Annotated in this window: 21 protein-coding genes; 12 read left to right on the top strand and 9 right to left on the bottom strand. The window is 37.4% G+C overall.

The genetic code is table 11. The annotated features are described in order from the left end of the window. Positions 1–31: 31 nt before the first annotated feature. Entirely contained in the window at positions 32–928 is an 897-nt protein-coding gene (locus tag AYC65_RS07940; RefSeq protein WP_034868224.1) for an aspartate carbamoyltransferase catalytic subunit, read from the bottom strand. A 326-nt stretch (positions 929–1,254) separates the two neighbouring features. On the opposite strand from AYC65_RS07940, the gene acs reads away from it, so the two are divergent. The 5 genes from acs (at position 1,255) to pheA (ending at position 7,526) form a co-directional block, all read left to right on the top strand. Next, entirely contained in the window at positions 1,255–3,171 is a 1,917-nt protein-coding gene (gene acs / locus AYC65_RS07945) for an acetate--CoA ligase (RefSeq protein WP_034868222.1), read from the top strand. 63 nt (positions 3,172–3,234) lie between these two features. Continuing rightward, complete coding sequence (locus tag AYC65_RS07950; protein ID WP_034868220.1) at positions 3,235–3,600, top strand: hypothetical protein; 366 nt, start codon at positions 3,235–3,237, stop codon at positions 3,598–3,600. A 154-nt stretch (positions 3,601–3,754) separates the two neighbouring features. Next, the gene (locus AYC65_RS07955; protein WP_034868219.1) at positions 3,755–5,512 is read left to right on the top strand and encodes a discoidin domain-containing protein; all 1,758 of its coding nucleotides are present in this window, start codon (positions 3,755–3,757) and stop codon (positions 5,510–5,512) included. Between the two features lie 3 nt (positions 5,513–5,515). Then, entirely contained in the window at positions 5,516–6,586 is a 1,071-nt protein-coding gene (locus tag AYC65_RS07960) for an endonuclease/exonuclease/phosphatase family protein (RefSeq protein ID WP_059333761.1), read from the top strand. Between the two features lie 91 nt (positions 6,587–6,677). Then, positions 6,678–7,526, top strand: coding sequence for a prephenate dehydratase (gene pheA, locus AYC65_RS07965; RefSeq protein ID WP_034868215.1), 849 nt, complete (start codon positions 6,678–6,680; stop codon positions 7,524–7,526). Positions 7,527–7,612: 86 nt separating this feature from the next. Here pheA and AYC65_RS07970 read toward each other — a convergent pair whose 3' ends face one another. Further along, positions 7,613–8,893: a replication-associated recombination protein A gene (locus tag AYC65_RS07970; RefSeq protein ID WP_034868213.1), complete on the bottom strand. Its 1,281-nt coding sequence runs from the start codon at positions 8,891–8,893 to the stop codon at positions 7,613–7,615. 89 nt (positions 8,894–8,982) lie between these two features. On the opposite strand from AYC65_RS07970, the gene yidD reads away from it, so the two are divergent. The 3 genes from yidD (at position 8,983) to mscL (ending at position 10,954) form a co-directional block, all read left to right on the top strand. Further along, the gene (yidD, locus tag AYC65_RS07975; RefSeq protein ID WP_034868211.1) at positions 8,983–9,222 is read left to right on the top strand and encodes a membrane protein insertion efficiency factor YidD; all 240 of its coding nucleotides are present in this window, start codon (positions 8,983–8,985) and stop codon (positions 9,220–9,222) included. Between the two features lie 407 nt (positions 9,223–9,629). Further along, positions 9,630–10,475, top strand: coding sequence for a prolipoprotein diacylglyceryl transferase (gene lgt / locus AYC65_RS07980; RefSeq protein WP_034868492.1), 846 nt, complete (start codon positions 9,630–9,632; stop codon positions 10,473–10,475). A 41-nt stretch (positions 10,476–10,516) separates the two neighbouring features. After that, positions 10,517–10,954 carry a large conductance mechanosensitive channel protein MscL gene (gene mscL, locus AYC65_RS07985; RefSeq protein WP_034868209.1) on the top strand — a complete coding sequence of 146 codons (438 nt, stop codon included), beginning with the start codon at positions 10,517–10,519 and terminating at the stop codon, positions 10,952–10,954. 164 nt (positions 10,955–11,118) lie between these two features. Here mscL and AYC65_RS07990 read toward each other — a convergent pair whose 3' ends face one another. The 5 genes from AYC65_RS07990 to AYC65_RS08010 are packed head-to-tail and all read right to left on the bottom strand — an operon-like array spanning position 11,119 to position 18,283. Then, a complete protein-coding gene (locus AYC65_RS07990) occupies positions 11,119–12,072 on the bottom strand; it encodes a D-2-hydroxyacid dehydrogenase (protein WP_034867238.1) in 954 nt (317 codons plus the stop codon). Position 12,073: 1 nt separating this feature from the next. Beyond that, a complete protein-coding gene (locus AYC65_RS07995; RefSeq protein ID WP_034867239.1) occupies positions 12,074–12,475 on the bottom strand; it encodes an LNS2 domain-containing protein in 402 nt (133 codons plus the stop codon). A gap of 27 nt (positions 12,476–12,502) precedes the next feature. Next, the gene (locus AYC65_RS08000; RefSeq protein ID WP_034867240.1) at positions 12,503–13,912 is read right to left on the bottom strand and encodes a TolC family protein; all 1,410 of its coding nucleotides are present in this window, start codon (positions 13,910–13,912) and stop codon (positions 12,503–12,505) included. A gap of 3 nt (positions 13,913–13,915) precedes the next feature. Further along, entirely contained in the window at positions 13,916–17,068 is a 3,153-nt protein-coding gene (locus tag AYC65_RS08005; RefSeq protein ID WP_034867242.1) for an efflux RND transporter permease subunit, read from the bottom strand. A gap of 42 nt (positions 17,069–17,110) precedes the next feature. Further along, positions 17,111–18,283, bottom strand: a complete 1,173-nt coding sequence (locus AYC65_RS08010) for an efflux RND transporter periplasmic adaptor subunit (protein WP_034867244.1) — start codon at positions 18,281–18,283, stop codon at positions 17,111–17,113. A 114-nt stretch (positions 18,284–18,397) separates the two neighbouring features. On the opposite strand from AYC65_RS08010, the gene idi reads away from it, so the two are divergent. Both idi and gcvT read left to right on the top strand, forming a co-directional pair. Then, complete coding sequence (gene idi, locus AYC65_RS08015; RefSeq protein WP_034867245.1) at positions 18,398–18,907, top strand: isopentenyl-diphosphate Delta-isomerase; 510 nt, start codon at positions 18,398–18,400, stop codon at positions 18,905–18,907. A gap of 42 nt (positions 18,908–18,949) precedes the next feature. Beyond that, on the top strand, positions 18,950–20,026 hold the full coding sequence (gene gcvT, locus AYC65_RS08020) for a glycine cleavage system aminomethyltransferase GcvT (protein ID WP_034867248.1): 1,077 nt from the start codon (positions 18,950–18,952) through the stop codon (positions 20,024–20,026). Positions 20,027–20,099: 73 nt separating this feature from the next. Here gcvT and AYC65_RS08025 read toward each other — a convergent pair whose 3' ends face one another. Next, positions 20,100–20,738: a response regulator transcription factor gene (locus AYC65_RS08025; RefSeq protein WP_234300265.1), complete on the bottom strand. Its 639-nt coding sequence runs from the start codon at positions 20,736–20,738 to the stop codon at positions 20,100–20,102. Next, entirely contained in the window at positions 20,738–22,642 is a 1,905-nt protein-coding gene (locus AYC65_RS08030) for a sensor histidine kinase (protein ID WP_234300266.1), read from the bottom strand. The genes AYC65_RS08025 and AYC65_RS08030 overlap by 1 nt, the downstream gene beginning before the upstream one ends. Before the next feature lie 174 nt (positions 22,643–22,816). Here AYC65_RS08030 and AYC65_RS08035 point away from each other — a divergent pair, with 174 nt between their 5' ends. Together AYC65_RS08035 and AYC65_RS08040 are read left to right on the top strand one after the other, a co-directional pair. Continuing rightward, entirely contained in the window at positions 22,817–23,560 is a 744-nt protein-coding gene (locus AYC65_RS08035; protein WP_034867252.1) for a porin family protein, read from the top strand. A gap of 11 nt (positions 23,561–23,571) precedes the next feature. After that, a complete protein-coding gene (locus AYC65_RS08040) occupies positions 23,572–25,323 on the top strand; it encodes a PL29 family lyase N-terminal domain-containing protein (protein WP_034867255.1) in 1,752 nt (583 codons plus the stop codon). Positions 25,324–25,414: the final 91 nt, after the last annotated feature.

Raw genomic sequence — 25,414 nt, forward strand, 5'->3', positions numbered from 1 at the left:
TATTAAATTATTTGCTTTATTCTTTTGTTACTTATAGAGTTTTGAATGTGTAGCCTTTTGCTTCCAGCTCGTCTTTTAGGATAGCCATTCTCGCAAAAACACCGTTCTTCATCTGAGTGAAGATTCTTGAGCGCTTACATTCTACCAGAGTATCATCTATTTCGACACCTCTGTTTATTGGAGCCGGATGCATAATAATAGCATTGGGTTTCATTGTTTTTTCACGCTCTAATGTCAACCCGTACCTCTTATGGTATTCAGCATCTGTATAGCTCATCTTATCATCATGCCTTTCATGCTGAATCCTCAGAAGCATTAGTACATCTACATCTTTTATAAGCTCATCCAGGGGTTGATAAGTACCATTGATAATAGCGCCTTCATCAAACCATTTGGATGGACCGGAGAAGCTAACTCTTGCACCCAGTTTTCTTAAAGCCTGAGCATTTGAGTTGGCAACACGGCTATGCTTCACATCGCCTACGATACCGACCTTTAGTCCCTCAAAGCTTCCAAACTCTTGTTTTATTGTCAACAAATCCAACATTGACTGACTTGGATGGTTTCCTTTACCATCACCACCGTTGATAATCGGAATATTAATATTGTCCAGCTGATCAAAGTAATGATCTTCTTTATGACGAATGACAACAATATTTACACCTATAGATTCTATTGTTTTTACAGTATCATATAAGCTTTCTCCTTTGTTAACCGAACTGGTCATTGCTTCAAAAGGCACGACTTGTAGTCCGAGTTTTCTTTCAGCCATATCAAAACTTGTTTTGGTACGGGTGCTGTCTTCGAAGAACATGTTTGCGCAAAAGCAATCACCTACAATTTTAGCTTGTTTACCATTAGCAAATTCAGCAGCTTCTTCGAGAATTTTTTCAATCTTTTCTGTACTTAGTTCGGTTATTGTTAGCATATTATCTATAGTTTAAGCATAAAAAAAACGAAGACCAAAAAGCCTTCGTTTTAAAAAATAAATATCTTTATGGCTGGTAAGCCATCAAATTTCACGTCTTGTACTTGTATAGTAGGGTGCAATGTTTCCATTGGGTGCAAATATACAACAAAATTATATTGCTAAACAAATAATCCTCCTTAAAAAAGGTTAAATTTTATGTTCAATCTTAATTATAAAAGATTTATCCGCTTAAAAGGCATATTAACAGAAAAGTTATATCTGCAATTCCTGAAAAATCACTAACTTTCTTCTTTGAATTGATTAAAAACAAAAATCTATAATCCATGAGTAACAACTATAAGGTGCACAACCTTCCTGATTATTTTAAACAGTATAAAAAATCCATTAAAAACCCTAAAAAATTCTGGGACAAAATTGCAGATGAAAACTTCGTATGGTACCAAAGATGGAGCAAGGTTCTGGAATACGATATGGAGGAAGCCAACATCAAATGGTTTAAAAACGCAAAACTAAATATTACCAAAAATTGTCTGGACAGGCATCTTAATGAAAGAGGAGATAAAACAGCTATAATCTGGGAACCTAATGATCCTAAAGAAGAGGCACAGCATATTACGTATAAAGATTTGCATGAAAGAGTATGCAAAATGGCCAATGTACTAACTGAAATGGGAGTAGAAAAAGGCGATCGTGTATGTATATATTTACCTATGATTCCGGAACTGGCAGTAACAATGTTGGCTTGTGCCAAAATGGGAGCTGTACATTCTGTTATTTTCGCTGGCTTCTCTTCTTCTGCAATAGCTTCCAGAGCACAGGATTGTGGTGCAAAAGTAATTGTATGTTCTGACGGCAGCTATAGAGGAAACAAGGCACTTGACCTTAAAGGTATTGTAGATGAGGCTTTGGACAACCATAATACAGGTATTGAAAAAGTATTGGTGGTAAAACGTACCAATACTGAAGTTAAAATGAAAGAAGGAAGAGATTTCTGGTTAGATGATTATTATGAAAAAGCTTCTTCTGATTTTGTTACCAAAGTAATGGATGCGGAAGATCCTTTATTTATACTTTACACATCCGGTTCTACTGGTAAGCCAAAAGGTATGTTGCACACATGCGCCGGCTATATGGTATATACCGCTTATACTTTTAAAAATGTATTCGATTATCAGGAAAATGATATTTACTGGTGTACGGCAGATATAGGCTGGATTACTGGACACTCTTATATATTATATGGTCCATTATGTAATGGTGCCACTACTATTATTTTCGAAGGCGTCCCTAGTTATCCTGAAGCAGATCGCTTCTGGCAGGTAGTTGAGAAACATAAAGTAACCCAATTCTATACTGCGCCAACAGCTATCCGTTCTCTGGCTAAAGAAAATTCTGAATGGGTGGACAAGCATGATCTTAGCAGTTTAAGAGTTATTGGCTCTGTAGGTGAACCTATAAACGATGAAGCATGGCACTGGTATAATGACCACGTAGGAAATAAAAAATGCCCGATTGTAGATACCTGGTGGCAAACAGAGACAGGTGGTATCCTTATATCCCCTATCCCATTTGTTACACCTACTAAACCTACCTATGCAACCTTACCTTTACCGGGAGTCCAGCCAGTATTAATGGATGATAAACGCAATGAGATAACAGGTAACCAGGTTACCGGAAACCTTTGTATCCGCTTCCCGTGGCCCGGAATCGCTCGTACGATATGGGGAGACCATCAACGTTATAAAGAAACTTATTTCTCAGCTTTCCCTGGCAAGTATTTCACAGGTGATGGTGCATTAAGAGATGAGGTTGGCTATTACCGTATTACAGGACGTGTAGATGATGTTATTATTGTATCAGGTCACAATCTGGGCACTGCACCAATTGAAGACAGCATCAACCTTCACCCTGCTGTTGCAGAATCTGCAATTGTAGGTTACCCTCACGATATTAAAGGAAATGCATTATATGGTTATGTAATCCTTAAAGAAACTGGTGAAAACCGTGATAAAGATAATCTTAAAAAAGAAATCAACCTCCTGATTGCTGATAGTATTGGTCCAATTGCCAAATTGGACAAAATTCAGTTTGTATCTGCACTTCCTAAAACGCGTTCAGGAAAAATTATGAGACGGATTTTAAGAAAGATAGCCGAAGGAGACTTCAGCAATTTCGGGGATATCTCAACACTATTAAACCCTGAGATTGTAGAAGAAATAAAGAATGAACGTATCGAATAATATTTTGTTATCATTATATAATATTTTTTAATAACTTTATAGAGGATTAAAAAAATCTTTGCCATGTCTAATATCATAACCGGATTATTTAATAATCAACGCGACTACAAAAAACTGGAGACCGACCTGGAAAACTCCGGATTTAGTAATTCAGATTATATTGTATATCTGAACGAAGATGTGAATGCTAATTATATGGCCAGCGTTGTGATCAAAACTGATAGTGAAGCTGAAAAAGCTAAACTGGTTTTCGATCAGAATAATGTGCTAAAAGTTTATTGGTTTGAAAATATGACCATTGACGATGCTAAAAGTTATGAAAATCTGAAAAAAGAAATCGATGTAAGGAATAAATATCAGATTCATAGCTTTCCAGATCTTAAGTTTAAGTCTTCAAGTGAAGGAATGGGATCTGAAGTTAAATCTTAATTTTTTTTACTACTCTTAATGAACTACTCCGCAGGATTTTTCCTGCGGTTTTTTATTTTCGCTCTTCTTATTTAGCAACTAAATTGCACGTATTAGCTTTTTAATACGCTCCATTCATTTGATTTCCTTTATCTTTGATTGTATATACTAGTTTATGAAGAAGATTCTTTTCGGAGCAGCAATACTTTCAGTATTTATAGCCAATGCCCAGCAAAAAACATATGCCAATCCTGTAAATGTAGATTACGGCTACACGCCTATTCCTAATTTTGCAACACAGGGAAAGCACAGGGCTACTGCCGATCCGGTAATTGTAACTTTCAAAGGAAAATATTTCATGTTTTCTACAAACCAGTGGGGTTACTGGTGGAGCGATGACATGCTAAACTGGAAATTTGTGTCCCGTAAATTCCTTCTTCCACAACATAAAGTATATGACGAATTGTGTGCACCGGCTGTCTTTGTAATGAAAGATGCTATGTATGTTATTGGTTCTACCCACAATCCTGATTTCCCGATTTGGAAAAGTACAGATCCAACCAAAGACAACTGGGAAATTGCTGTAAAAGAGTTTAAAGTAGGTGCATGGGATCCCGCCTTCCATTATGATGAAGATACAGACAAGCTTTATTTATACTGGGGCTCCAGTAATGCCTATCCTATTTTGGGAACAGAGATTAATACCAAAACTTTACAATCTGAAGGTTATGTAAAACCTCTTTTAGGATTAGAGCCTTCAGAGCATGGCTGGGAAAGATTTGGAGAGTATAATGATAATACCTTTTTGCCGCCTTTTATAGAAGGGGCATGGATGACCAAGCATAATGGCAAATATTACCTGCAATATGGCGCTCCGGGAACAGAATTCAGTGGCTACGGAGATGGCGTCTATGTAAGTGACAAACCTTTGGAGGGCTTTACCTACCAGAGCCACAATCCTTTTTCTTACAAACCCGGCGGATTTGCCCGAGGAGCCGGACACGGTGCTACATTTGAAGATAATTACAAAAACTGGTGGCATATTTCTACCATAGTTATATCAACTAAAAATAACTTTGAAAGAAGAATGGGTATCTGGCCTGCCGGATTCGACAAAGATGATGTTATGTACACCAATACAGCTTATGGTGACTACCCTACTTACCTCCCACAATATGCACAGGGAAAAGACTTTAGCAAAGGACTTTTTGCCGGATGGATGCTGCTCAATTATCAGAAACCCGTTCAGGTTTCCTCTACTTTAGGCGGATTCCAGCCAAACCTGGCAGTAGATGAAGACATTAAAACCTACTGGAGTGCTAAAACCGGAAATGCCGGAGAATGGTATCAGACAGATTTAGGCGATATCTCTACTGTCAACGCCATACAGATTAATTATGCCGATCAGGACGCAGAGTTTTTAGGCAAAACACTAAACAAAATGCACCAGTATAAAATTTATGCTTCTAATGACGGAAAATCCTGGAAAACAATTGTAGACAAAAGCAAAAACCAAAAAGATGTACCGCACGATTATGTTGAGTTGGAAACTCCGGTGAAAGCACGTTTTCTGAAAATGGAAAACCTGAAAATGCCTACCGGAAAGTTTGCTTTAAGCGGATTCCGTGTATTTGGTAAGGGGGCTGGAGAAAAACCATCGGCAGTAGAAAATTTTGTTGCACTCCGAGCGGAATCAAGAAAAAATGCTGATAGAAGAAGTGTATGGTTTAAATGGAAACAGAATGATCTGGCGGATGGTTATGTTATCTATTTTGGCAAATCTCCGGACAAATTATATGGAAGTATTATGGTGTATGGTAAGAATGAATATTACTTTACCGGAGCCGATAAGAGTGATGCTTATTACTTCCAGATTGAAGCTTTTAATTCTAATGGTATTTCGGAAAGAACTCCGGTAATGAAATCGGAATAGACAATGGCTATACTACAGATAATTTTTGAAATTTTGTCGGTACTGGCAATTGCAAGCGTGCTGATTCCTTTTATTAAAAACGACTACTGGACATTTCGGATTTTTGATTACCCAAGGTTTCAAAAATTCGTTATCCTTATTATCCTTTCAATAGCTTGGTTTTTCATATTTCAAGAACCTAACAACTTTCAGAAAGTTCTTTTAGGACTCCAGATTTTATGTATTCTTTATCTCACTTATCTCATTCTTCCCTATACCTTTTTAGGCAAGAAAATGATTGACAGAACAGTTCCGAAGACTGGAGAGAAAGCATTGAATTTATTGGTTTGTAATGTCTATCAGGACAACACTAATCACACAAAACTTTGTCAGCTAATCGAATCCAAAGATCCGGATATTGTATTTCTTCTGGAAACAGATAACCACTGGAAAAACGGCCTAAAAAAAGCTACAGATAAATACACCTATAAAATTGAAGTACCGTTAGATAACACTTATGGTTTATTGTTTTACTCGAAGTTAAAATTATTACATTCAGAAGTCAGATATATGGTCAGTAAAGAAATTCCTTCGATCATCGCAGATGTAGAATATAATGATAATGTGGTACGACTTTATGGTATACATCCTACTCCTCCGGTTCCGCAGGAAAATGAAGAAAGTACTGAAAGAGACGCCGAAATTCTTCTGGTAGGTAAACAGGCAAAAGAGTATGCAAAACCAGCTATTGTTTTTGGCGATTTGAATGACGTTGCCTGGTCGCACACTACAAAATTATTTCTAAAAACAAGCGGATTATTAGATGCCCGCAGAGGTCGTGGAATGTACAATACTTTTCATGCAAAATACTGGTTTCTGAGATGGCCTCTTGATCATTTTTTTATAAGTCCGCACTTCCGTTTAGTCAATATGAAAGTTGAAAAGTCTGTTGACTCCGATCACTTCCCTATTAGTCTCTCTTTAGTTATAAGATCACAGGATAAAAGTGAAAAATTTGATGCTAATACTGAAGATCATGTTGAGGCACAGGAAAAAATTGAAGAAGGTTTGGAAAAAGGAGATGCAAGTAATTAAAAACAAACATTTTGATTTACTTATAAGTCAACAGGTAAATAAATTACCCTAAAGCTTTCTGAAAAAACAGATAAATCCATACATTTGTCTTATGAAAATAGCATTCCTCGGGCCTCAAGCCTCATTCACTCAGTTAACCGCTACCCAAATTTTTCCAAATGAAGAACTAATTCCACAATCCAGTATTCTGGACTGTTTTCTGGCGGTTAAAAATGACTTGGTAGACAAAGCTGTAGTTCCTTTGGAAAACTCTATTGAAGGGACTGTCTCTATGACTCTAGATTACTTGTATGACACCAGTAATATTATTATAGAAGCCGAAGCTGTAATGCCTATTTCACATCAGTTGATGATTCATCCTTCTCATGATAACAGTGAAGAAATTGAGAAGATTTATTCGCATCCACAGGCACTTGCGCAGTCTTACCACTTTCTGAATAAGAATTATCCTGAAGTAGTAAAACAGGAATTTGCTTCAACAGCTGCGGCAGCTAAAAAAGTTTCAGAAACTCCTGAACGCAAAATTGCAGCGGTAGCCAATTCGTTTGCTGCTAAGCTATATGGGTTAAAAATCATCAATAGTAATATTCAGGATTTTGAACAAAACCATACCCGTTTTATCGTTATTTCTAAGAAAAAGGCTGATTGGATAACCGAACTGCCAAAAGTAACCGAAAAGACAAGTCTTTTGGTAACACTTCCTGAAGATCATGCCGGAGGTTTGCATCAGGTATTGTCTGTTTTTGCATGGAGAAAACTAAACCTTAGTAAGATAGAATCCAGAACCCTTAAGACTGGTTTAGGAAATTACTTCTTCTTCATCAATATCGATGGCCCCTGGAAAGAAGTATTGATTAAAAATTCATTTGAAGAACTGGAAAGTATTGGTGCTAATATAAAACCTTTAGGTCACTATTCAGAATATATGCTGGAAAGCTAGTTTAAGTACGAAATACAAAGTTAGAAGTACGAATTTAGAAATAAGAATATTCTTGACTTCGTACTTCTAACTTCTAACTTCTAATTTTATTTATATTTTCCTTTCCATTTCTTTTCCTGTTCTGCGTCTATTTTCTTCTCGGTAGAGTTATTCCCCGGATTATAGAATTTTGTTCCGGAAATCTCATCAGGTAAAAATTCCTGATCTACAAAACTACCCTCATAGCTATGAGCGTATTTGTATTCTTTTCCGTAATCCATTTCTTTCATTAATTTGGTAGGTGCATTTCTCAAATGCAGCGGCACAGGAAGATTTCCAGTTTGCTTTACCAAACTCATAGCATCATTAATCGCCATATAAGCCGAATTACTCTTCGGTGATACTGCCAGATATACCGCACATTCGCTTAGAAGAATTCTTGCTTCCGGATTACCGATGACATTAATTGCCTGAAAACAATTATTAGCCATAATAAGAGCATTAGGGTTTGCCAATCCAATATCTTCTGAAGCAGAAATAAGCATCCTGCGGGCAATAAATTTAATATCTTCCCCTCCTACCAGCATTCTGGCCAGCCAATAGACAGCCCCGTTAGGATCTGAACCTCTTATGGATTTTATAAAGGCAGAGATAATATCATAATGCTGCTCTCCATTTTTATCATAGAGTGCCATATTTTCCTGAAGAACACTTAGTACATCTTCATTCTCAATTTCTGTTTTTTTACTATGAAGAAACTGATTCAGTACAATTTCAACAGAATTAATAAGCTTCCTGGCATCACCACCAGAATACTGGATAAATGCAGCTTTATCTTTTAAACTGAATTTTGTTCCGGAATCCTTATTGTATCTTTCAACAGCAACATCTGCAAGGTCTTCAAGCTTTTCGTAGTCTAAAGCTTTTAAAACATAAACCTGGCTTCTTGACAGCAGTGCTGATACTACTTCAAAGCTCGGGTTTTCGGTCGTTGCTCCGATTAGAACAATCCAGCCTTTTTCTACAGCATGCAACAAACTGTCCTGCTGACTCTTATTGAATCTGTGGATCTCGTCGATAAACAGAATTGGACTTTTGCCTGAGAAAAGATTCTGCTGCTTGGCCTGATCTATAACCTCACGTACATCTTTAACACCCGAGGACACGGCACTGAGTTTGAAAAATTTTCTTCCGGAATTCTCTGAAATAATCTCTGAAAGTGTTGTCTTCCCAGTTCCCGGAGGGCCCCAGAATATAATAGAGTTCAGTGTATCATGCTCTACCATTTTACGTATAGGGCCATTTGGACCGGTTAAATGTTCCTGCCCGATAACTTCATCTAAATTCTTTGGTCGCAGTTTTTCTGCTAAAGGGATAATTGTGCTCATGAAATCAGAATAGAAAGCATAATATTTAATGCTTTAAGTTTCCAAATTTACAGAAATTTCGCCTATTTTTGTGAGTATTAAAGTCGAGAATGTTAAATAAAATATTGATTTTCCCTTTCGTTATGCTGATAAGATTTTATCAGTATGCTATATCACCATGGCTGGGAAAAAATTGCAGATATACACCCACATGCTCGCAATATACACTTGAAGCATTAAAGATACACGGTCTGTTTAAAGGCGGTTATCTGGGTGCTAAAAGAATACTAAGTTGCCATCCATGGGGCGGCAGTGGTTACGACCCTGTTCCCAGGAAACATAAATGTTAATAATAAACTATCTATAAATGAACAATATTCTTCTAAGAATCTACTTATTCGTTTTTGCGTTGTTCGCTCAGGGGTTATTCTCTCAGAATCATACTGAGGGATTATCCGACGGAACTTTGATTGTAAATAAAGAGAAAAAAATCCCTGTGAAGATTTTTGCCACTACATCCGGCAGAGATTTCGGAAGTTTCGCTCAGAAACCCCAAAACAATAACATTCTGATTATTCTGAACAGCTCTATAAACGAGTATGCTTCCACTCCGGTTTTCGAGGAATATAAGATTAAAGGCTATAAGCTTTTGAATAAAAAATTCCAACCGGCAGACACCAGTAATCCAAAAGATTACAAATATTTTTATAAGCCTTTGAATCCACAAAATGATATAGAGGAAGGCGCGAAAGCTGAACTGGAAACTCCTTACAAAATATGGGATCCCTCTGTAGGATTTAAGTTAGGACCTATTACATTACATTTCTACAGCTTAATGTTCGTTTTTGCATTTGGATTTGGTTATATCCTGATGAAGAGAATATTCAAGATAGATGGTGTAGACCAGAAATACCTGGATCCTCTTTTTACCTGGACTTTAATTGGTACTATACTAGGAGCTCGTTTAGGGCATGTTATTTTCTATCAACCTGAATTATTCAAACAAGACTTCTGGTCTGTATTTTTACCTATCCAGACAAAACCTGAATTCAAATTTACCGGATTCTCAGGACTCGCAAGTCATGGTGCTACAATAGCTCTAATCCTAACAACACTTTATTATTCCTATAAAATTATCAAAAAGAATCCTTTCTGGGTTTATGACAGACTTGGTATTGTAGTCGCTTTAGGTGGTGCTTTTGTAAGAATGGGTAATTTCTTCAATTCTGAAATTATCGGAAAACAGGTAGATCCAAATTCTCCTTTCGCTATACTATTCCCTCAGCAGAGCAGCGAGTATGGTATTACAGTACCACGCTACCCTAGCCAGTTATTTGAGGCTATAGGCTACGTTCTTTTGTTTATCCTTCTTTGGTATCTTTACCGTAAGACTGATAAGAAATATCAGCAAGGATGGCTATTTGGCTTATTTTTCATAATTCTTTGGGCAATTAGATTCTTTGTAGAATTCTTGAAAGAACCTCAGGGAGACGAATTTATCCAGTTTGCAGGCCTTAATACCGGACAAGTTTTAAGTATTCCGTTTATGCTTGCAGGTTTTGCTATTATGCTTTATTCTAAAAAAAATAAACTGGAAAAATAATTTTTCATTACTTTTGTTGTACAAATAATAAACAAAGCACTATGGGATTTATAAAAGAATTTAAAGAATTTGCTATTAAAGGTAATGCCTTTGATCTGGCAGTAGGGGTAATTATTGGTGGAGCATTTGGTAAAATTGTTACCAGTGTAATCGATGACCTTGTAATGCCAATTGTTGCTGCTATTGCAGGAAAACCTGATTTCAGCAGTATTTATTTTGCAATGGGAAAAGGCTCCGAGCTTATCCCAGCAGGCGCTACTTTGGCTAAGGCTAAAGAACTAGCTCCGGATGCAGCAATTTTTGCTTATGGTAACTTTATTACTGTTGCTATCAACTTCTTACTATTAGCTTTTGTAGTATTCTTAATGGTTAAGAGTATTAACAAAATGAAAAAGAAACAAGCAGACGAGCCTGCAGCAGAACCATCTTCTACTGATAAATTATTGATGGAAATTCGCGATCAATTGAAGAAGAACTAATTAATTCTTCTTATCATATAAAAAAATGCCGGAATGTATTCCGGCATTTTTTTATATAGTTCTACTAACTGCAAATATTATAAATCCTTTCTAATATTTTTAATTTTTAAAACAAAAAATGGCCGGAAGAAAACCTCCGGCCATATATTTTATACGTAATGTGTTTATGATAGAATTTCGTTGATCTGATCCGCTAATTCTTCTCCAATACGATCCTGAGCTTCTAATGTTGCTGCTCCGATATGTGGAGATAAAGAAATCTTAGAATGCGCTAATATCTTGTCTGAAGGAGCCGGCTCATTTTCAAATACATCCAGGCCAGCAAAACGTACTTTTCCTGAGTCCAGAGCTTCAAGTAGAGCTTCTTCATCTATAACACCTCCTCTGGCACAATTAATCAGCATTACACCATCTTTCATCATGTTAAGTTGCTCTTTCCCGATTACAAAACCTTTTTGTGCAGGAACATGGAGCGTGATAATATCAGCTTCTTTCAATATTTGTTCAATCGGTTCTGTAATAATATCTACATTGATAGACTGACCATTATAGAAGTCCACTTCAATATTTGCTTTTCCTACAAACGTATCAGCGGCAATCACCTTCATACGAAGTCCAAGTGCTATTCTTGCTACTTCGATGCCAATTCTGCCCATGCCTATAATCCCTATTGTCTTACCACGTAACTCTATACCGCCAGCATAAGCTTTTTTAAGCTTTTCAAACTCAGTATTTCCTGATGAAGGCATTTGTCTATTGGAATCATAAAGAAAGCGAATACCAGAATATAAATGCGCAAATACAAGCTCGGCAACAGATTCTGATGAAGCGGCTGGCGTATTAATTACTTTAAGTCCTTTTTCTCTGGCATATTCTACATCAATATTATCCATACCAACTCCTCCTCTTCCGATAATCTTTAGAGAAGGACAATTGTCTATAATATCCTTACGTACTTTTGTTGCACTACGCACTAACAAAACATCGATCTGATTGGTATTAATATAGGAAATTAGCTCCTCCTGCGGAACCTTATCTGTGATGACCTGAAAGCCATAATTAATTAGTTTTTTTATTCCACTCCCTGAAAGCCCATCGTTGGCTAAAATCTTTTTCATATTAATCTTTAAAAACTTTTATTTTCACTTTCTTTTCTATCATATCTGTAAACTTTCCTTTATAGCGTGTAGCCTTTACGAGGTGATTATCTATCCAATGGTAATTACCACCTCTTGGCTTGCCCAAAAGAACACTATGAAACTTAAATCCATTATCTCTCAGCCATATCTCGGTAATTTCCCGTAAGTCCTCGGTTCTGGATGTAAAAAAACAAATCTGGTGCCCTTCGTCGTACCATCTGTTGATGGTTGCAAGCGCATCCGGAAACGGCTTACATGTTTTCATCCTTTCCGGTTCTTCATTCGGGACATCGTCCGTAATCGTTCCGTCGATATCAATAAGATAATTGATTACTCCATCTTTCAGCATTGGGCTGAGATGGTCTTTGAATTCTAGTTCCATAGTTTTAGTTTAACGTTCATATATCGCTTAAAATTGTCCTCCTCCTACAGCTCTGTAAAAATTAGCAGAAGCCACCAACTGTTGCAGTTTATCATTTACTCCGGCAAGTTGTGCTGCCAGTAAATTCTGCTCAGACGTTAATACATCAGTATAATTAGTTTTAGAAGTATATTTTAGCAACTCCATATTGAAATCAACAGCCTTAGCCAATGTTTCAATCTGTTGCTTTCTGGTGTTTTCTTTAGCTACAGCCATTTGGTATGAATACAAAGCATTCGATACTTCAGTTCCGGCTGTAATCACACTTTTCTCATAAGTAAGGTATGCCTGTTCTTTCTGAGTTTCAGAAACCTTAACCTGAGTTCTCTTGGTTCCTTTGCCCAAAATAACCTGGCTAAGCGCTCCGCTGGCTGAATACATAAATGAATCTCTGAACAAATCTTTTATCTTTAGAGAAGATAATCCAAATGCGGCTGTAATATTAAGCGCAGGAAAAACATCTGCTTTAGCCACATTTAAAGCTTCAAATGCCTGTTGATAGTTATACTCTGCCATCTGAACATCCGGTCTGTTTCTTACCATCTGTAAAGGAACTCCTGTTTTCAGATCTGAATAAACTGCCTGTCCGTCTAAATTACTACGCTCTATTGTTAAAGGAGGTTCCCCCATTAGCAATGAAAGTGCATTTTCGGTAGTTTTAATATTCAGTTCAATATCCGGAACCGAAACCTGGGCAGCATATAAATTGGCCTCACTTTGGGCAACATCTGCTCCCGTTAAGATTGCACCTTCTTTTAATGCTTTAATGGTTTCAAGTTGCTTCTTTCTGATATCAATAGTCTGATTGGTTATTTCAAGCTGCTTGTCAAAAGCCAGCAACTGATAATAAAGTGTCGCTGCCTGCGCTACCAATTGTGTCTGAACAGCTCTTTTGGAAGCATCACTGGATAAAAGCGTTGCATAAGCGGCTCTTTTAGCAGAAGCTAGTTTACCCCAGACATCTATTTCCCAACCGGTATTAATACCCAATTGGAAATTTTCGATATGGTGTGTTGGGAAAAGTGGGTTAACCTGCGCTGCCGGACTATTTTTAGAAATCGTAGCTGTAGGACCTCCATTTATAGTTGGCAAAAAGGCCATCTGACTTTGTTTGAAATAAGCATCTGACTGCTGAATTCTGGAAATTGCAATTCTTAGATCCAGATTATTCTGCACGGTTTTTCTAATGATATTCTGCAGATTGGTATCAGAGAAAATCTTATCCCAGGATACGTTTGCAGTAGACAAACTATCCTGAGCATTGATTTCTTTACCATATAATCGGTTTAGCTTTTCATTTGAAATTTCAGGTTTATGGTACGGATCGGTTACTTTACATGAAACAACCAGCATCGACGCAGCGCCTGCAAAAAGCCATATATTATTTATTCTTTTCATGTTTTAATCTGTTAGTTTTGGTACATCCGCACTTTCTTCGTTCTTAATAGAAATCTTCTCGTGTAAGAACTGGAACACGACAAATAATACTGGTATAAAGAATACTCCGAAAATTGTTCCGAAAAGCATCCCTCCGATCGCTGCAATACCAATAGCGTTGTTACCAACTGCTCCGGCCCCGGCAGCAATAGCCAACGGTATAAGACCAAATATAAAGGCGAAGGATGTCATAAGGATCGGACGCAATCTTTGCTGTGCTCCTCTTAGCGCAGCTTTACCAATAGATAAACCTTTTAATCTTGCTGCATGGGCAAACTCGACAATAAGAATCGCATTCTTCGCCAATAGCCCGATAAGCATAATCAGGGAAATCTGGGTATAGATGTTATTCGATGTTCCGGTAATCCAGGTAAAGAATAATGCACCTGCAAGACCGAATGGTAATGAAAGCATTACAGCAAACGGAAGCATATAACTTTCGTACTGTGCACAAAGAAGGAAGTATACGAAGATACAACATAGTGCAAAGATGATAACCGTCTGGCTACCTGCACTCATTTCTTCTCTTGTTAACCCGGAAAACTCATATCCATAACCAGATGGTATTACCTGTGCTGCAACTTCCTGAACAGCCTGGATAGCATCACCCGAACTGTATCCCGGATTTGGTGTACCATTTACCGTAACAGCTGTAAACAAGTTGAAACGGCTGATACTCTGTGGTCCGTATACTCTCTTCAGTGTAACGAATCTGCTTACCGGCGCCATAGCACCTGTACTGCTTCTTACTTTCATTACATCAAAGCTTTCTACGTTTGCTCTCTGATTAGGCGGAGCCTGATAAATAACGCGGTACTGCTTACCAAACAAGTTAATATTGGAAGCGTATACCCCACCAAAATATCCCTGAATAACACTTAGTACATCTGACACCGAATAACCTGCATTCTTAATAGATGCAACATCCACATCGATAAGATACTGTGGGAAGTTCGGGTTAAATGATGTATAAGCATTTTGTATTTCTGGTCTTTTCTTTAGAGCATCAATAAAGTCATTGGTTACTTTATTCAGATCATCAATTGTACCTCCCTTCTGATCCTGAAGCTGCATTTCAAAACCTGCAGCATTACCAAACCCCTGAAGAGTTGGTCTTCCGAAGAAAATAATACGTGCATCTTTAATACCTGCAGTTTGCGCATATAGTTTTCCAAGTACAGCATCCTGAGATTCACCTTTACCTGTTCTCTGTGCCCATGGTTTCAATTTTACAATGACCATCCCGTAATTACTACCTGTACCACTGATCATCCCCCTTCCGGAGATTTTCATAATGTGGTCTACTTCTGGCATTTTAGATACTACTTTCTCAATCTGTGACAATACCTCTTCAGTTCTCTCCTGTGAAGCGCCTAATGGCAAAGCAATATCCGAGAATATCCCTCCCATATCTTCACTTGGTACGAAAGCTTTAGGTGTAGATACCATCAACCAGCCAAATAACCCTGCAAAACCTAATAAAGCAATTAATGTAAGCCACTTCCTTCTAAGAAGGAAACTAACACCATGAGTATACTTCATTGTAGTCGCCGTAAATGCAGTATTGAAGTTGGAGAAGAAACGCTGCATAATATTTTTCTTATGCTCCTCACCATGATCTGCATGTGGCTTAAGGAATATCGCACAAAGCGCAGGACTCAGCGTCAATGCATTTACTGCCGATAGTACAATAGAAATTGCAAGTGTTAAACCAAACTGTTTATAGAAAACCCCGGCAGAACCACTAATAAAACTTACCGGTACGAATACTGCAGACATTACAAGTGTAATACTGATGATAGCTCCGGAGATGTCATTCATCGCAGAAATAGCCGCACGCCTAGGCGATTTTTCACCTTGTTCTAACTTGGAGTGAACGGCTTCAACGACGACGATAGCATCATCCACAACAATACCTACCGCAAGAATTAATGCGAATAAGGTAAGTAGGTTGATCGTAAATCCGAAAAGATTCAGGAAGAAGAAAGTACCGATAATCGCTACTGGTACAGCTATCGCTGGAATCAATGTAGATCTCCAGTCCTGAAGGAATATAAATACAACAATGAATACAAGGATAAAGGCTTCAAATAAAGTATGAAGTACTTTTTCAATTGAGGCATCCAGGAATTCATTGGCATTTACCATTGTTGTATAGGTAATCCCTTTAGGAAAAGATGTTGAAGCATTGTCTAATACCGCCACACAACCGTTGATTACTTCCTGAGCATTGGAGCCTGCTGTCTGTGCAACAGCAACCCCGATCGCTGCCTGTCCATCTGTAAAGGTATTTCCTGAATAATCCTGAGCACCTAATTCTATTTTGGCAACATCTTTAAGTCTTAATACTTGTCCGCCGATATTTCCTTTTAATACGATATCCTCAAACTCAGCTGTGCTGGTAAGACGACCTTTATATTTCAGGGTATATTCAAAACTTTGCTTTCCCTGCTCTCCCATTTTACCTGGGGCAGCTTCAATATTTTGCTCATTAAGGACTGCACCAATGTCACTTGGAACCAAACCATAAGCAGCCATTTTATCAGGATCCAGCCAGATTCTGATAGAGTAATCTTTTGTTCCGAATACGGTTACATCACCAACTCCGTTTACCCTTTTCATTCTTGGAATGATGTTGATGTTGATGTAGTTCTGTAAGAATACCTGATCGTATTGCGGATTATCACTCTTCAGTGTATAAATTAATACGTTGGAACTCTGTCTTTTTACAACCGTTACCCCGGCTTGTGTTACTTCACGGGGTAGTAAACTGTTGGCACGGGAAACCCTGTTTTGTACGTTTACCGCGGCAATATCAGGATTTACCCCTTGCTTGAAGAATACAGAAACAGATGCTGATCCTTCGTTGGTTGCAGAAGAAGACATGTAGGTCATACCTTCCACACCATTAATCTGCTCTTCCAGCGGTATGATAACACTCTTTAGTACTACATCCGCATTGGCTCCCATGTAGTTGGCATTTACGACTACTGTGGGCGGAGCAATGTCAGGATATTGAGATACCGGCAGGCTCACAATACCTAAAATACCTAATATCACAATGATAATAGATATTACGGTAGAAAGTACCGGTCTTTCTATATATTTTCTAAACATAATTTTAAATGAGATTATAAGGATTCCTCCTTATGATTAATATTAGTTAGCTTTTGGAGTAATAGCGGTAAGACTGGTTTGTTTAGGAACAATTTCAGTTCCGTCTTTCAGTATACCAACTCCTTCCACAACAACTTTATCACCAGCCTTAAGTCCTGATTCTACGGCATAGCTTACACCATCCGGAAGACGGACTACTTTTACTTCTGTTGATTTTACTTTGTTGTCCGCTCCTACTATATAAGCAAAGGTTTTACCCTGCATTTCGTAAGTAGCTTTTTGTGGAATAATAATTACTTTTTCCAGATAGGTAGGGAGCTTAAGCGTAGCACTGTATCCACTTCGGATAAGTCCGTTTTCGTTTGGAAAAGTCGCACGCATCATAAATGATCCTGTCTGAGGATCCACCTGACCGCTCATAGATTCGATTTTTCCTTTTTCTTTGTATTCACTACCATCTGATAAAACTAAACTAACATTAGGTGCATTTTTCAGCTTCTCTGTAATACTTCCTCCTGTTGCATGTTTCAGAAATTCTAATACTTCTTTTTCGTTAGCCGAGAAATAAGCATAAATACTTCCAATATTAGATACCGTCGTTAACGGCTCCTGTGTAGCACTGTTTACATAACTACCATGACGATATGGCAATGTTCCGACATAACCTGTTACCGGGCTGGAAATCATTGTATAACCTTCATTCACTTTGGCATTTGTTAAATTAGCCTGTGCCTGTGCAAGGTTAGCCTGCTTTGCCTGTAATGCCAACTGAGCAGCCTGAAGTTCGTACTTGGAAATGATATCCTTATCTACCAATGGTTTTGTCTTCGTTACCTGCATCTGAGCTGTAGCAACATCTGCCTGCGCACTTCTTATGGCAGCCTCTGCAACCCTTACCTGCTGCTCATACTGTGGATTTCGGATTCTGAAGAGGGCCTGTCCCTGCTTCACATACGCACCTTCATCTATGTAAATATCTTCTATAAATCCGTCAATTTTCGGACGTATTTCGATATTTTGTTTCCCTTGCAAACGCGCAGGAAACTCTTCATAGACTGTCGCTGGCCCTTGCTCCACTGTTATGAACTGGTATGGTTGAGGTTTTTGTTGCTGCTGTGCCGCAGCCGCTTTTGGGTCTCCTTTACCGCAAGAAACATTCAGGGTTAACAAAAACAAACCTGATGCTGCGATAAGTGTATTTTTCTTTATCGTCATAATAAATATTAGTTTTCAAGCAAACAAATTTATTAAAAAAACATCCAAAAATTATAAGTTTAACGAATATTTTGATTAGGAAAATCAATTGATTATAGCTATTTTTGCTCCTAAATGGAAGAGAAAGTTGTACTTGTAAACCCAAACGATGATGTACTGGGTGTAATGGAAAAGATGCAAGCCCATCAGAACGGGCTATTACACAGGGCCTTTTCAGTGTTCTTGTTTAATCAGGAAGGCAAAATGCTGTTACAGCAAAGAAGTGCAACCAAATACCACTCTCCAAACAAATGGACCAATGCCTGTTGCTCGCACCCTCGTGAAAATGAGACTTATTTAGACGGTGCTAAAAGAAGAATTCATGAAGAATTAGGTATCACCTGTGAACTGGAAGAAAAATTCCATTTTATTTATAAGGCAGATGTAGGACAAGGTTTATGGGAACATGAACTGGACCATGTTTTCATCGGAACTTATAATGGTGAATACCAGTTAAACCCTGATGAAGTTTCTGCTATACGTTTCGTTACCATGGAAGAATTGGATGAACAGATCGCCAATAAGCCGGAACTTTTTACAGAATGGTTTAAAATTATCTGGGACGAATATAGACATCACCTATAACAGACAATCAACAAAATTATAAATCGAAATAATATTTAAAAAATGAAAAGAACAGCACTTTTTGACAAGCATGTTTCTCTTGGTGCCAAGATAGTTCCTTTTGCTGGCTTCGAAATGCCCGTACAGTATTCCGGAGTTACTGAAGAACATTTTGCGGTACGTGAAAAAGCCGGAATGTTTGATGTAAGCCACATGGGACAATTTTTTATTGAAGGACCGGGAAGTAAGGAACTTCTTCAAAAAGTTACCACTAATAATGTAGATGCATTAGAAGATGGTAAAGCACAATATTCTTGTCTTCCGAATGAAAATGGAGGAATTGTAGATGATCTTATTGTATACAAGATTGCTGATGAGAAATATTTTGTTGTAGTAAATGCTTCCAATATTGATAAAGATTGGGATCACATTTCTAAATACAACACTTTTGGTGCTAAGATGACAAATGCATCGGATGATATGTCTCTTATTGCTATTCAGGGACCTAAAGCCACTGAAATTTTACAGAAAATAACAGATACTCAGTTAGCAGACATCCCTTACTACAACTTCACTATTGGTGCTGTAGCAGGTGTTCAGGATGTAATTATTTCCAATACAGGTTATACAGGATCAGGAGGTTTTGAAATTTATTTTAAAAACGAAAATGCTGTGAAATTATGGGATGCATTAACTGAATCCGGAGAAGAATTTGGAATGATTCCTTGCGGATTAGCTTCCAGAGATACATTAAGACTGGAAAAAGGATTCTGTCTGTATGGTAATGATATCGATGACACAACCTCTCCTATCGAAGCTGGCCTTGGCTGGATTACTAAATTCGATAAAGATTTTGTATCTAAAGAAGTTTTTGCAAAACAAAAAGAAGAAGGTATCACCAGAAAGCTTGTTGGCTTCGAAATGCAAGAGAAAGCCATTCCAAGACATGATTATGAAGTAGTAGATGCTGAAGGTAATGTTATTGGTAAAGTAACTTCCGGAACAATGTCCCCAATGAAAAAAATTGGAGTTGGATTAGCTTATGTTGCAAAGCCTCACTTCAAATTAGGATCTGATATTTTCATCAGAATTCGTAATAAAGATATCCCTGCAAAAGTTGTAAAACTTCCTTTTGTATAATGGAATACAAATAACCTGAAAAGGTCACAAATAAGAATACCCGGAAATATCCGGGTATTTTTTTATCAGAAAATTAAAGATTAAACTTATGCATGAGTGCAACAAGTTCGGCTGTACTCTGGACTTTTAGTTTCCTGTTAATATTTTTTCTATGGGTTTCTACAGTGAAGACACTTAATTCAAGCAATGCTGCTACTTGCTTGGTTGAATTTCCTTCTTTTATCAAATGTATAATATCCATTTCTCTTGGAGACAGTTTATGATGTAACACAAAGGGATCCTGATCCTTCATCATATCATTTAGCAAAGTGTCCTTAGCCACAGGCGGTAAAAAAGTCTGAATCCCATTCTTGGCATTTATAATAGCTTCTTTCAACACTACAGCTGTAACATCTTTCATAATATATCCTGTAGCTCCGGTTTCTTTTGCCTGATTCATCAACTGAAGATTATAATACATACTGATAAATACAATCTTGATTTTCGGATACAAAGACAGAACTTTTTGTGCGGCTTCTATTCCGTTGAGATAAGGCATATTAATATCCATCAGAATAATATCTGCAGAAACTGTATTTAGCTTCTGCATAAGCATTTTACCATCGGTCACTTTCCCCGTAACCCTGAATCCCTCCAGAGAGTGCACAAGCTGTTCTAGTCCGTCGGCAAAAAGAACATGATCATCTGCTATTATAACATTTGTAATATTCATTATTGTGTGTTTTTCAACGGAACAACAATAATTACGGTTGTTCCTTGTTTGTTGTGATCGGTATTTATTTTTCCTCCCAGAAAAGCTACACGTGAGTGTATATTTTTCAATCCAATCCCTTTAAGATTATTGTGATCGTTAAAGCCTATTCCGTTATCTTCAAAAATAAGTGTTACATTTTCATCTGCAATTATCAGATCTATATTAGCCTGAGAGGCTTTTGCATGCTTAATTGTATTGTTAATTAATTCATTTATTATCCTGTACAATATGACAGACTGTATTTCATTCAACTGTTCATCTTCTCCGTCTGTATTAAGCCAGAATCGTGTAAGAGCAAAACTATTAAGTTCATCCGTTCTGTTCTTTAAAGTCTGGAAAAGACCAATTGTCGAAAAATCTTTGGGTAATAAATCATGAGAAATATTCCTGAGGTCAGCCAATGCTTTCTGTGTAATTTCAATACTCCGTTCATTATAGGGATTATTTATTATATCATGCCGATTGGTAATATGGAGCAATAAAGTACTAAGGGTAGCTCCTAAATCATCATGTAAATCCTGCGCTAGTCTTTTACGTTCTTCTTCCTGAGCAGCAATTATATTTTGTGTCATCTCAAGTTTCTGACTTGTCAATTTTATTGCCAGCTCCTTTTTCTCTTTTTTAAGAACAGAATATCGGTAAATAATACCTGCAAAAATAATCAGTGATTCTATAATTAAACCTATCTGAATACTTGTCGGTGGAGAGACTAAAACGGATAAATCATTAGTGGTAAGAATAACATAACAGGTTTTGAAAATGCTGCCTGCCAGAAAACATACTGCAGCCAGATAAAACCATCCTGGCTTGAATCCTTGTCTTACCCGTAAAATAGCTGCCCATATTATAGAGATAGCAATTCCGGCAATTGCTATCAGATATAAGTTACCTGCAATTTTGATCACTTGTCGCTGTTCAAAAAATAACAAGTCCAATCCAATTTTTGAAATCAGTGAAAAAATCAAGAGCCATTTAAAGAAATTCAGTACATAATAGGTCTTAATGCTGTTACTTTTCAGCTCCAAAAAAGCAATACCTAATTGTACCATCAAAATCATAGTTACTGCACCCGCAGAAAACTGAGATAAACTAAATATTACAGGATAATGAGGAAAAAGAAACTGATAATCCACTCCGACGCTACTAAGTACCCAAAACAATGCGGCCATTACATAAGCGGCATACAAATAATGTATTCTGTCCCTCAGAGAAATACCAAGGCACAAATTGATTATCGTATTAAAAAACATAATACCTACAATTACACCTATAATAATATACAACCGCTGCTCTTCTTCTTTAAAAAGTTTATTACTGATTAGCTCCGGAGTTGTACTGAACCGCTCTCCTATCCTTTCCGCCATAATTAAAAAAACAGCAGATTCTCCGACTTCTAACCTAATAGGAAAAACAAAATCATGATATGGGTAATCCCGTGTATCAAATACTGATTCGGCGCCAGTTTTCATAAACCTTTTAAAACCTGATGAAGTAAATCTGTATGCTTCTACATTATTAAGAAAAGGATAATTGAATTTATAAAAAAGATCTTTTTGTGATCCAGATGTATTTTTTATTATAAACGTCAGCCAGTAATAGTTCCCAGCTACTCCGGAATTTATACTGACATCAGGAGCAAGCTTTCGTCCATTTCCGTTTTTTAGCAACTGGTAAGCCTTGTCCGCCGATAATTTTTCTTTTGTCTGTAGCCAATACAAATCATTATTTACTGGATACCTATCCATTTCTGTTATATCTAAGGTATCATGCGCAGATGAAGCATAAGCTAACTGATTTATGCCACAGAAGCATAAAAGCAGAAGAACAGCACCTAAATATTTATGATATAGCAACAACTTCATATTTTGTAAAGCTGATAAAATTCCAGATTATATCTATTACCCAAAAACAGGTAGTGAACATGCTTATAAAATTACTTCTAAATATACAAAATTGGAAAGCTAACTTATACCTGTTTTTGGGTATTGGTCTTCCTTGCGTGCCAAATTAATTTTGTTAGCAGATATCCTCCTGCTATGATCAAAATATATTCATTACTGTTTTTAATATTTACTGGCTCCGCAGTATTGTATGCTCAAAAGAAACCTTCTCCCGAATCTTCTCTCTATGTAGGAGTGCAAGCCGGTTCTCCATTATTTTGGGGAGATCTATCATCCACAGGAGAAAAATTTCGTCCCGGTTATGGCGGCGGTTTGTTTATCGGTTACAGACTTACAAACTGGCTGGCCGTTGAGGTCAATACAGATTATATTACCGGTAATATTGGAGCTTCCAAATGGCAGACTAATGATTTAATAGATAATCAAGGTGTAATCCGCTATACACAAGGAAGCTATAAATTGGGAGATATTTACAGTAAAATCCGGCTTTCAAGATATGGATTACGTTTACCTGTTCAGGTTTTGAAAATATTCAGAAGTGAAGGAAAATTTAATCTAGAAATTGCACCTCATCTCTTTTTCAATGATTTTTCAACAGGAATTTATAATATAAAAACTAATCAAAAGCTAATGGACGGTACCAAACCTAAATCATTAAGCTACTCTATGGGCGGAGATCTTGGATTTTCATACAGAATTAATAAACAGACAAAGCTTTTCTTACGTTCGTCATTTAGTTGGCTAAACGATGATAAATATGATGGTGTCATCACTTATCCGGCTTGGAAAGAAAATTTAATGCTTTATACCACTATCGGTGTTAGCTTCGATATAAATACCAGCAAAAAGGACAATAATAAGACAATTTCTAACGAATAATACTTCCGACTATGAACACTAAATTTATTTTCTCTATATGGATATTTCTATTGCTATCAGTTACTGCCTGCCAGCGGACTGATTTTGATGAGATCATGCGGAAACAACAGCAACAACAAGATCAATTAGATAGCCAGGCGGCACGTATAGCAGCTTTGGAAGCTGCAGTAAAACTAATGAATACTGATATTACGGCATTAAAAGCAATCACCTCCGCGTTACAGCAAAACATAAGTATTGTATCCTATAAAGCTACCTCTACAGGGTACACACTTACCATGAGTAATGGTACCACAATTAACCTAAGTAATGGGAAAGACGGAAGCAATGGAACCAACGGTACGAATGGTACAAATGGAAAAGATGGCGTTAACGCTCCTGCTATTGGGGTAAAACAAGATACTGACGGCTTGTACTACTGGACTTTGGGCGGAAATTTTATAATACAAAACGGCAATAAATTACCTGTAACCGGTAAAGACGGACAAAACGGTTCCAATGGCATAACACCTTTATTACAAGTGAATACTACAGCCAATCAATGGATGATAAGTTACGACAATGGAAACAGCTGGCAAATTGTTCGAGATGCTTCAGGAAATCCGGTTCCTGCAACCGGACCATCCGGTCCGACTGGTCCGACAGGCCCACAAGGTCCATCGGGCATACCAGGCTTCAGTATTGAAGAAGGTGATGGTATAATAACGGTTACCTATCTGGGAAACAGCTATACATTGGTAAAAGCACAATGGCAAATTTCCTCTGGAAACTGGCATACCTTATTCGTAAGTCCGGAAGGTAATCTGTATGGTACGGGCCAAAATAGCTATGGACAATTAGGACTCGGCGACAACAATAATCGAAGTACTCCTGTATTTATAATGAATAATGTACAGGCAGTAGCTGCAAACGGTTTACATTCCTTAATACTAAAAAGAGATGGCACATTGTGGGCTACAGGTTATAATTATGATGGCCAATTGGGTACTGGGAATAATACTAATCTAAATACACCCGCTCTCATAACAAATAACGTCAAAGCCATAGCTGCAGGTATCAATTCTTCTTATGCTATTAAGAATGATGGGTCTTTATGGGCAACTGGCAATAATCAGTTTGGGCAACTGGGAATTGGAAATCAACAATACCGAAATGTTATGACCATGGTTACCAATAATGTGGCTGCTGTTTCCGCTACTTACGGTCATACGCTTATTCTAAAAGCCGATGGTTCGGTTTATGGAACAGGAGCCAATAGCAGCTATCAGTTAGGATTAAGTGACACCAGTAATCAGCTTACTCCTGCTTTTATTACAGGCAACGTAAAGGCTGTTGCTGCAGGTTACCAAACCTACTCTGTAATTCTAAAAAAAGACAACACTGTTTGGGCAACAGGAGCTAACCTGGTTGGTCAATTGGGTACAGGAAACAATACTCCGCTAAATCAGTTTGTACAGGTTGCTGATCAGGTAAAAGCTATAAGTCTGGGTACAAGCCACACTATGATACTCAAAACAAATAATACTTTATGGATCACAGGATCTAATATCTATGGCCAACTGGGCATAGGAAGTACAATTAATAGTAATCAATTCTCTCAGGTTACCGATAAAGTAGCCTTAATAAATGCAGGCGCACAACACTCTGTTATCATGAAAACAGATGGCAGTTTCTGGGCTGCCGGATATAATGATTCCGGACAATTGGGTCTAGGTACCACAGGTTCTAATATTACAAGTTTTACTAAAGTAAATATGCCGTAACAACAATAAAATTAAGGTATTTAACAACTAAAAGCCTCACAGACAATAAAAATCTGTGAGGTTTAATAATTTTTTGAACACTAAGTATAGT

It is taken from the genome of Elizabethkingia bruuniana (genome assembly GCF_002024805.1).
Classification (GTDB): Bacteria; Bacteroidota; Bacteroidia; order Flavobacteriales; family Weeksellaceae; genus Elizabethkingia; species Elizabethkingia bruuniana.

Bases quoted from the DNA above. Each gene is read 5' to 3' on its own strand.
- AYC65_RS08005 (WP_034867242.1), bottom strand. From the start codon at position 17,068: ATGTTTAGAAAATATATAGAAAGACCGGTACTTTCTACCGTAATATCT.
- mscL (WP_034868209.1), top strand. From the start codon at position 10,517: ATGGGATTTATAAAAGAATTTAAAGAATTTGCTATTAAAGGTAATGCC.
- AYC65_RS08040 (WP_034867255.1), top strand. From the start codon at position 23,572: ATGAACACTAAATTTATTTTCTCTATATGGATATTTCTATTGCTATCA.
- AYC65_RS08025 (WP_234300265.1), bottom strand. From the start codon at position 20,738: ATGAATATTACAAATGTTATAATAGCAGATGATCATGTTCTTTTTGCC.
- AYC65_RS07970 (WP_034868213.1), bottom strand. From the start codon at position 8,893: ATGAGCACAATTATCCCTTTAGCAGAAAAACTGCGACCAAAGAATTTA.
- AYC65_RS07990 (WP_034867238.1), bottom strand. From the start codon at position 12,072: ATGAAAAAGATTTTAGCCAACGATGGGCTTTCAGGGAGTGGAATAAAA.
- AYC65_RS08035 (WP_034867252.1), top strand. From the start codon at position 22,817: ATGATCAAAATATATTCATTACTGTTTTTAATATTTACTGGCTCCGCA.
- pheA (WP_034868215.1), top strand. From the start codon at position 6,678: ATGAAAATAGCATTCCTCGGGCCTCAAGCCTCATTCACTCAGTTAACC.
- AYC65_RS07950 (WP_034868220.1), top strand. From the start codon at position 3,235: ATGTCTAATATCATAACCGGATTATTTAATAATCAACGCGACTACAAA.
- gcvT (WP_034867248.1), top strand. From the start codon at position 18,950: ATGAAAAGAACAGCACTTTTTGACAAGCATGTTTCTCTTGGTGCCAAG.
- idi (WP_034867245.1), top strand. From the start codon at position 18,398: ATGGAAGAGAAAGTTGTACTTGTAAACCCAAACGATGATGTACTGGGT.
- AYC65_RS08010 (WP_034867244.1), bottom strand. From the start codon at position 18,283: ATGACGATAAAGAAAAATACACTTATCGCAGCATCAGGTTTGTTTTTG.
- AYC65_RS07960 (WP_059333761.1), top strand. From the start codon at position 5,516: ATGGCTATACTACAGATAATTTTTGAAATTTTGTCGGTACTGGCAATT.
- acs (WP_034868222.1), top strand. From the start codon at position 1,255: ATGAGTAACAACTATAAGGTGCACAACCTTCCTGATTATTTTAAACAG.
- AYC65_RS07940 (WP_034868224.1), bottom strand. From the start codon at position 928: ATGCTAACAATAACCGAACTAAGTACAGAAAAGATTGAAAAAATTCTC.
- AYC65_RS08000 (WP_034867240.1), bottom strand. From the start codon at position 13,912: ATGAAAAGAATAAATAATATATGGCTTTTTGCAGGCGCTGCGTCGATG.
- AYC65_RS07955 (WP_034868219.1), top strand. From the start codon at position 3,755: ATGAAGAAGATTCTTTTCGGAGCAGCAATACTTTCAGTATTTATAGCC.
- AYC65_RS08030 (WP_234300266.1), bottom strand. From the start codon at position 22,642: ATGAAGTTGTTGCTATATCATAAATATTTAGGTGCTGTTCTTCTGCTT.
- yidD (WP_034868211.1), top strand. From the start codon at position 8,983: ATGTTAAATAAAATATTGATTTTCCCTTTCGTTATGCTGATAAGATTT.
- AYC65_RS07995 (WP_034867239.1), bottom strand. From the start codon at position 12,475: ATGGAACTAGAATTCAAAGACCATCTCAGCCCAATGCTGAAAGATGGA.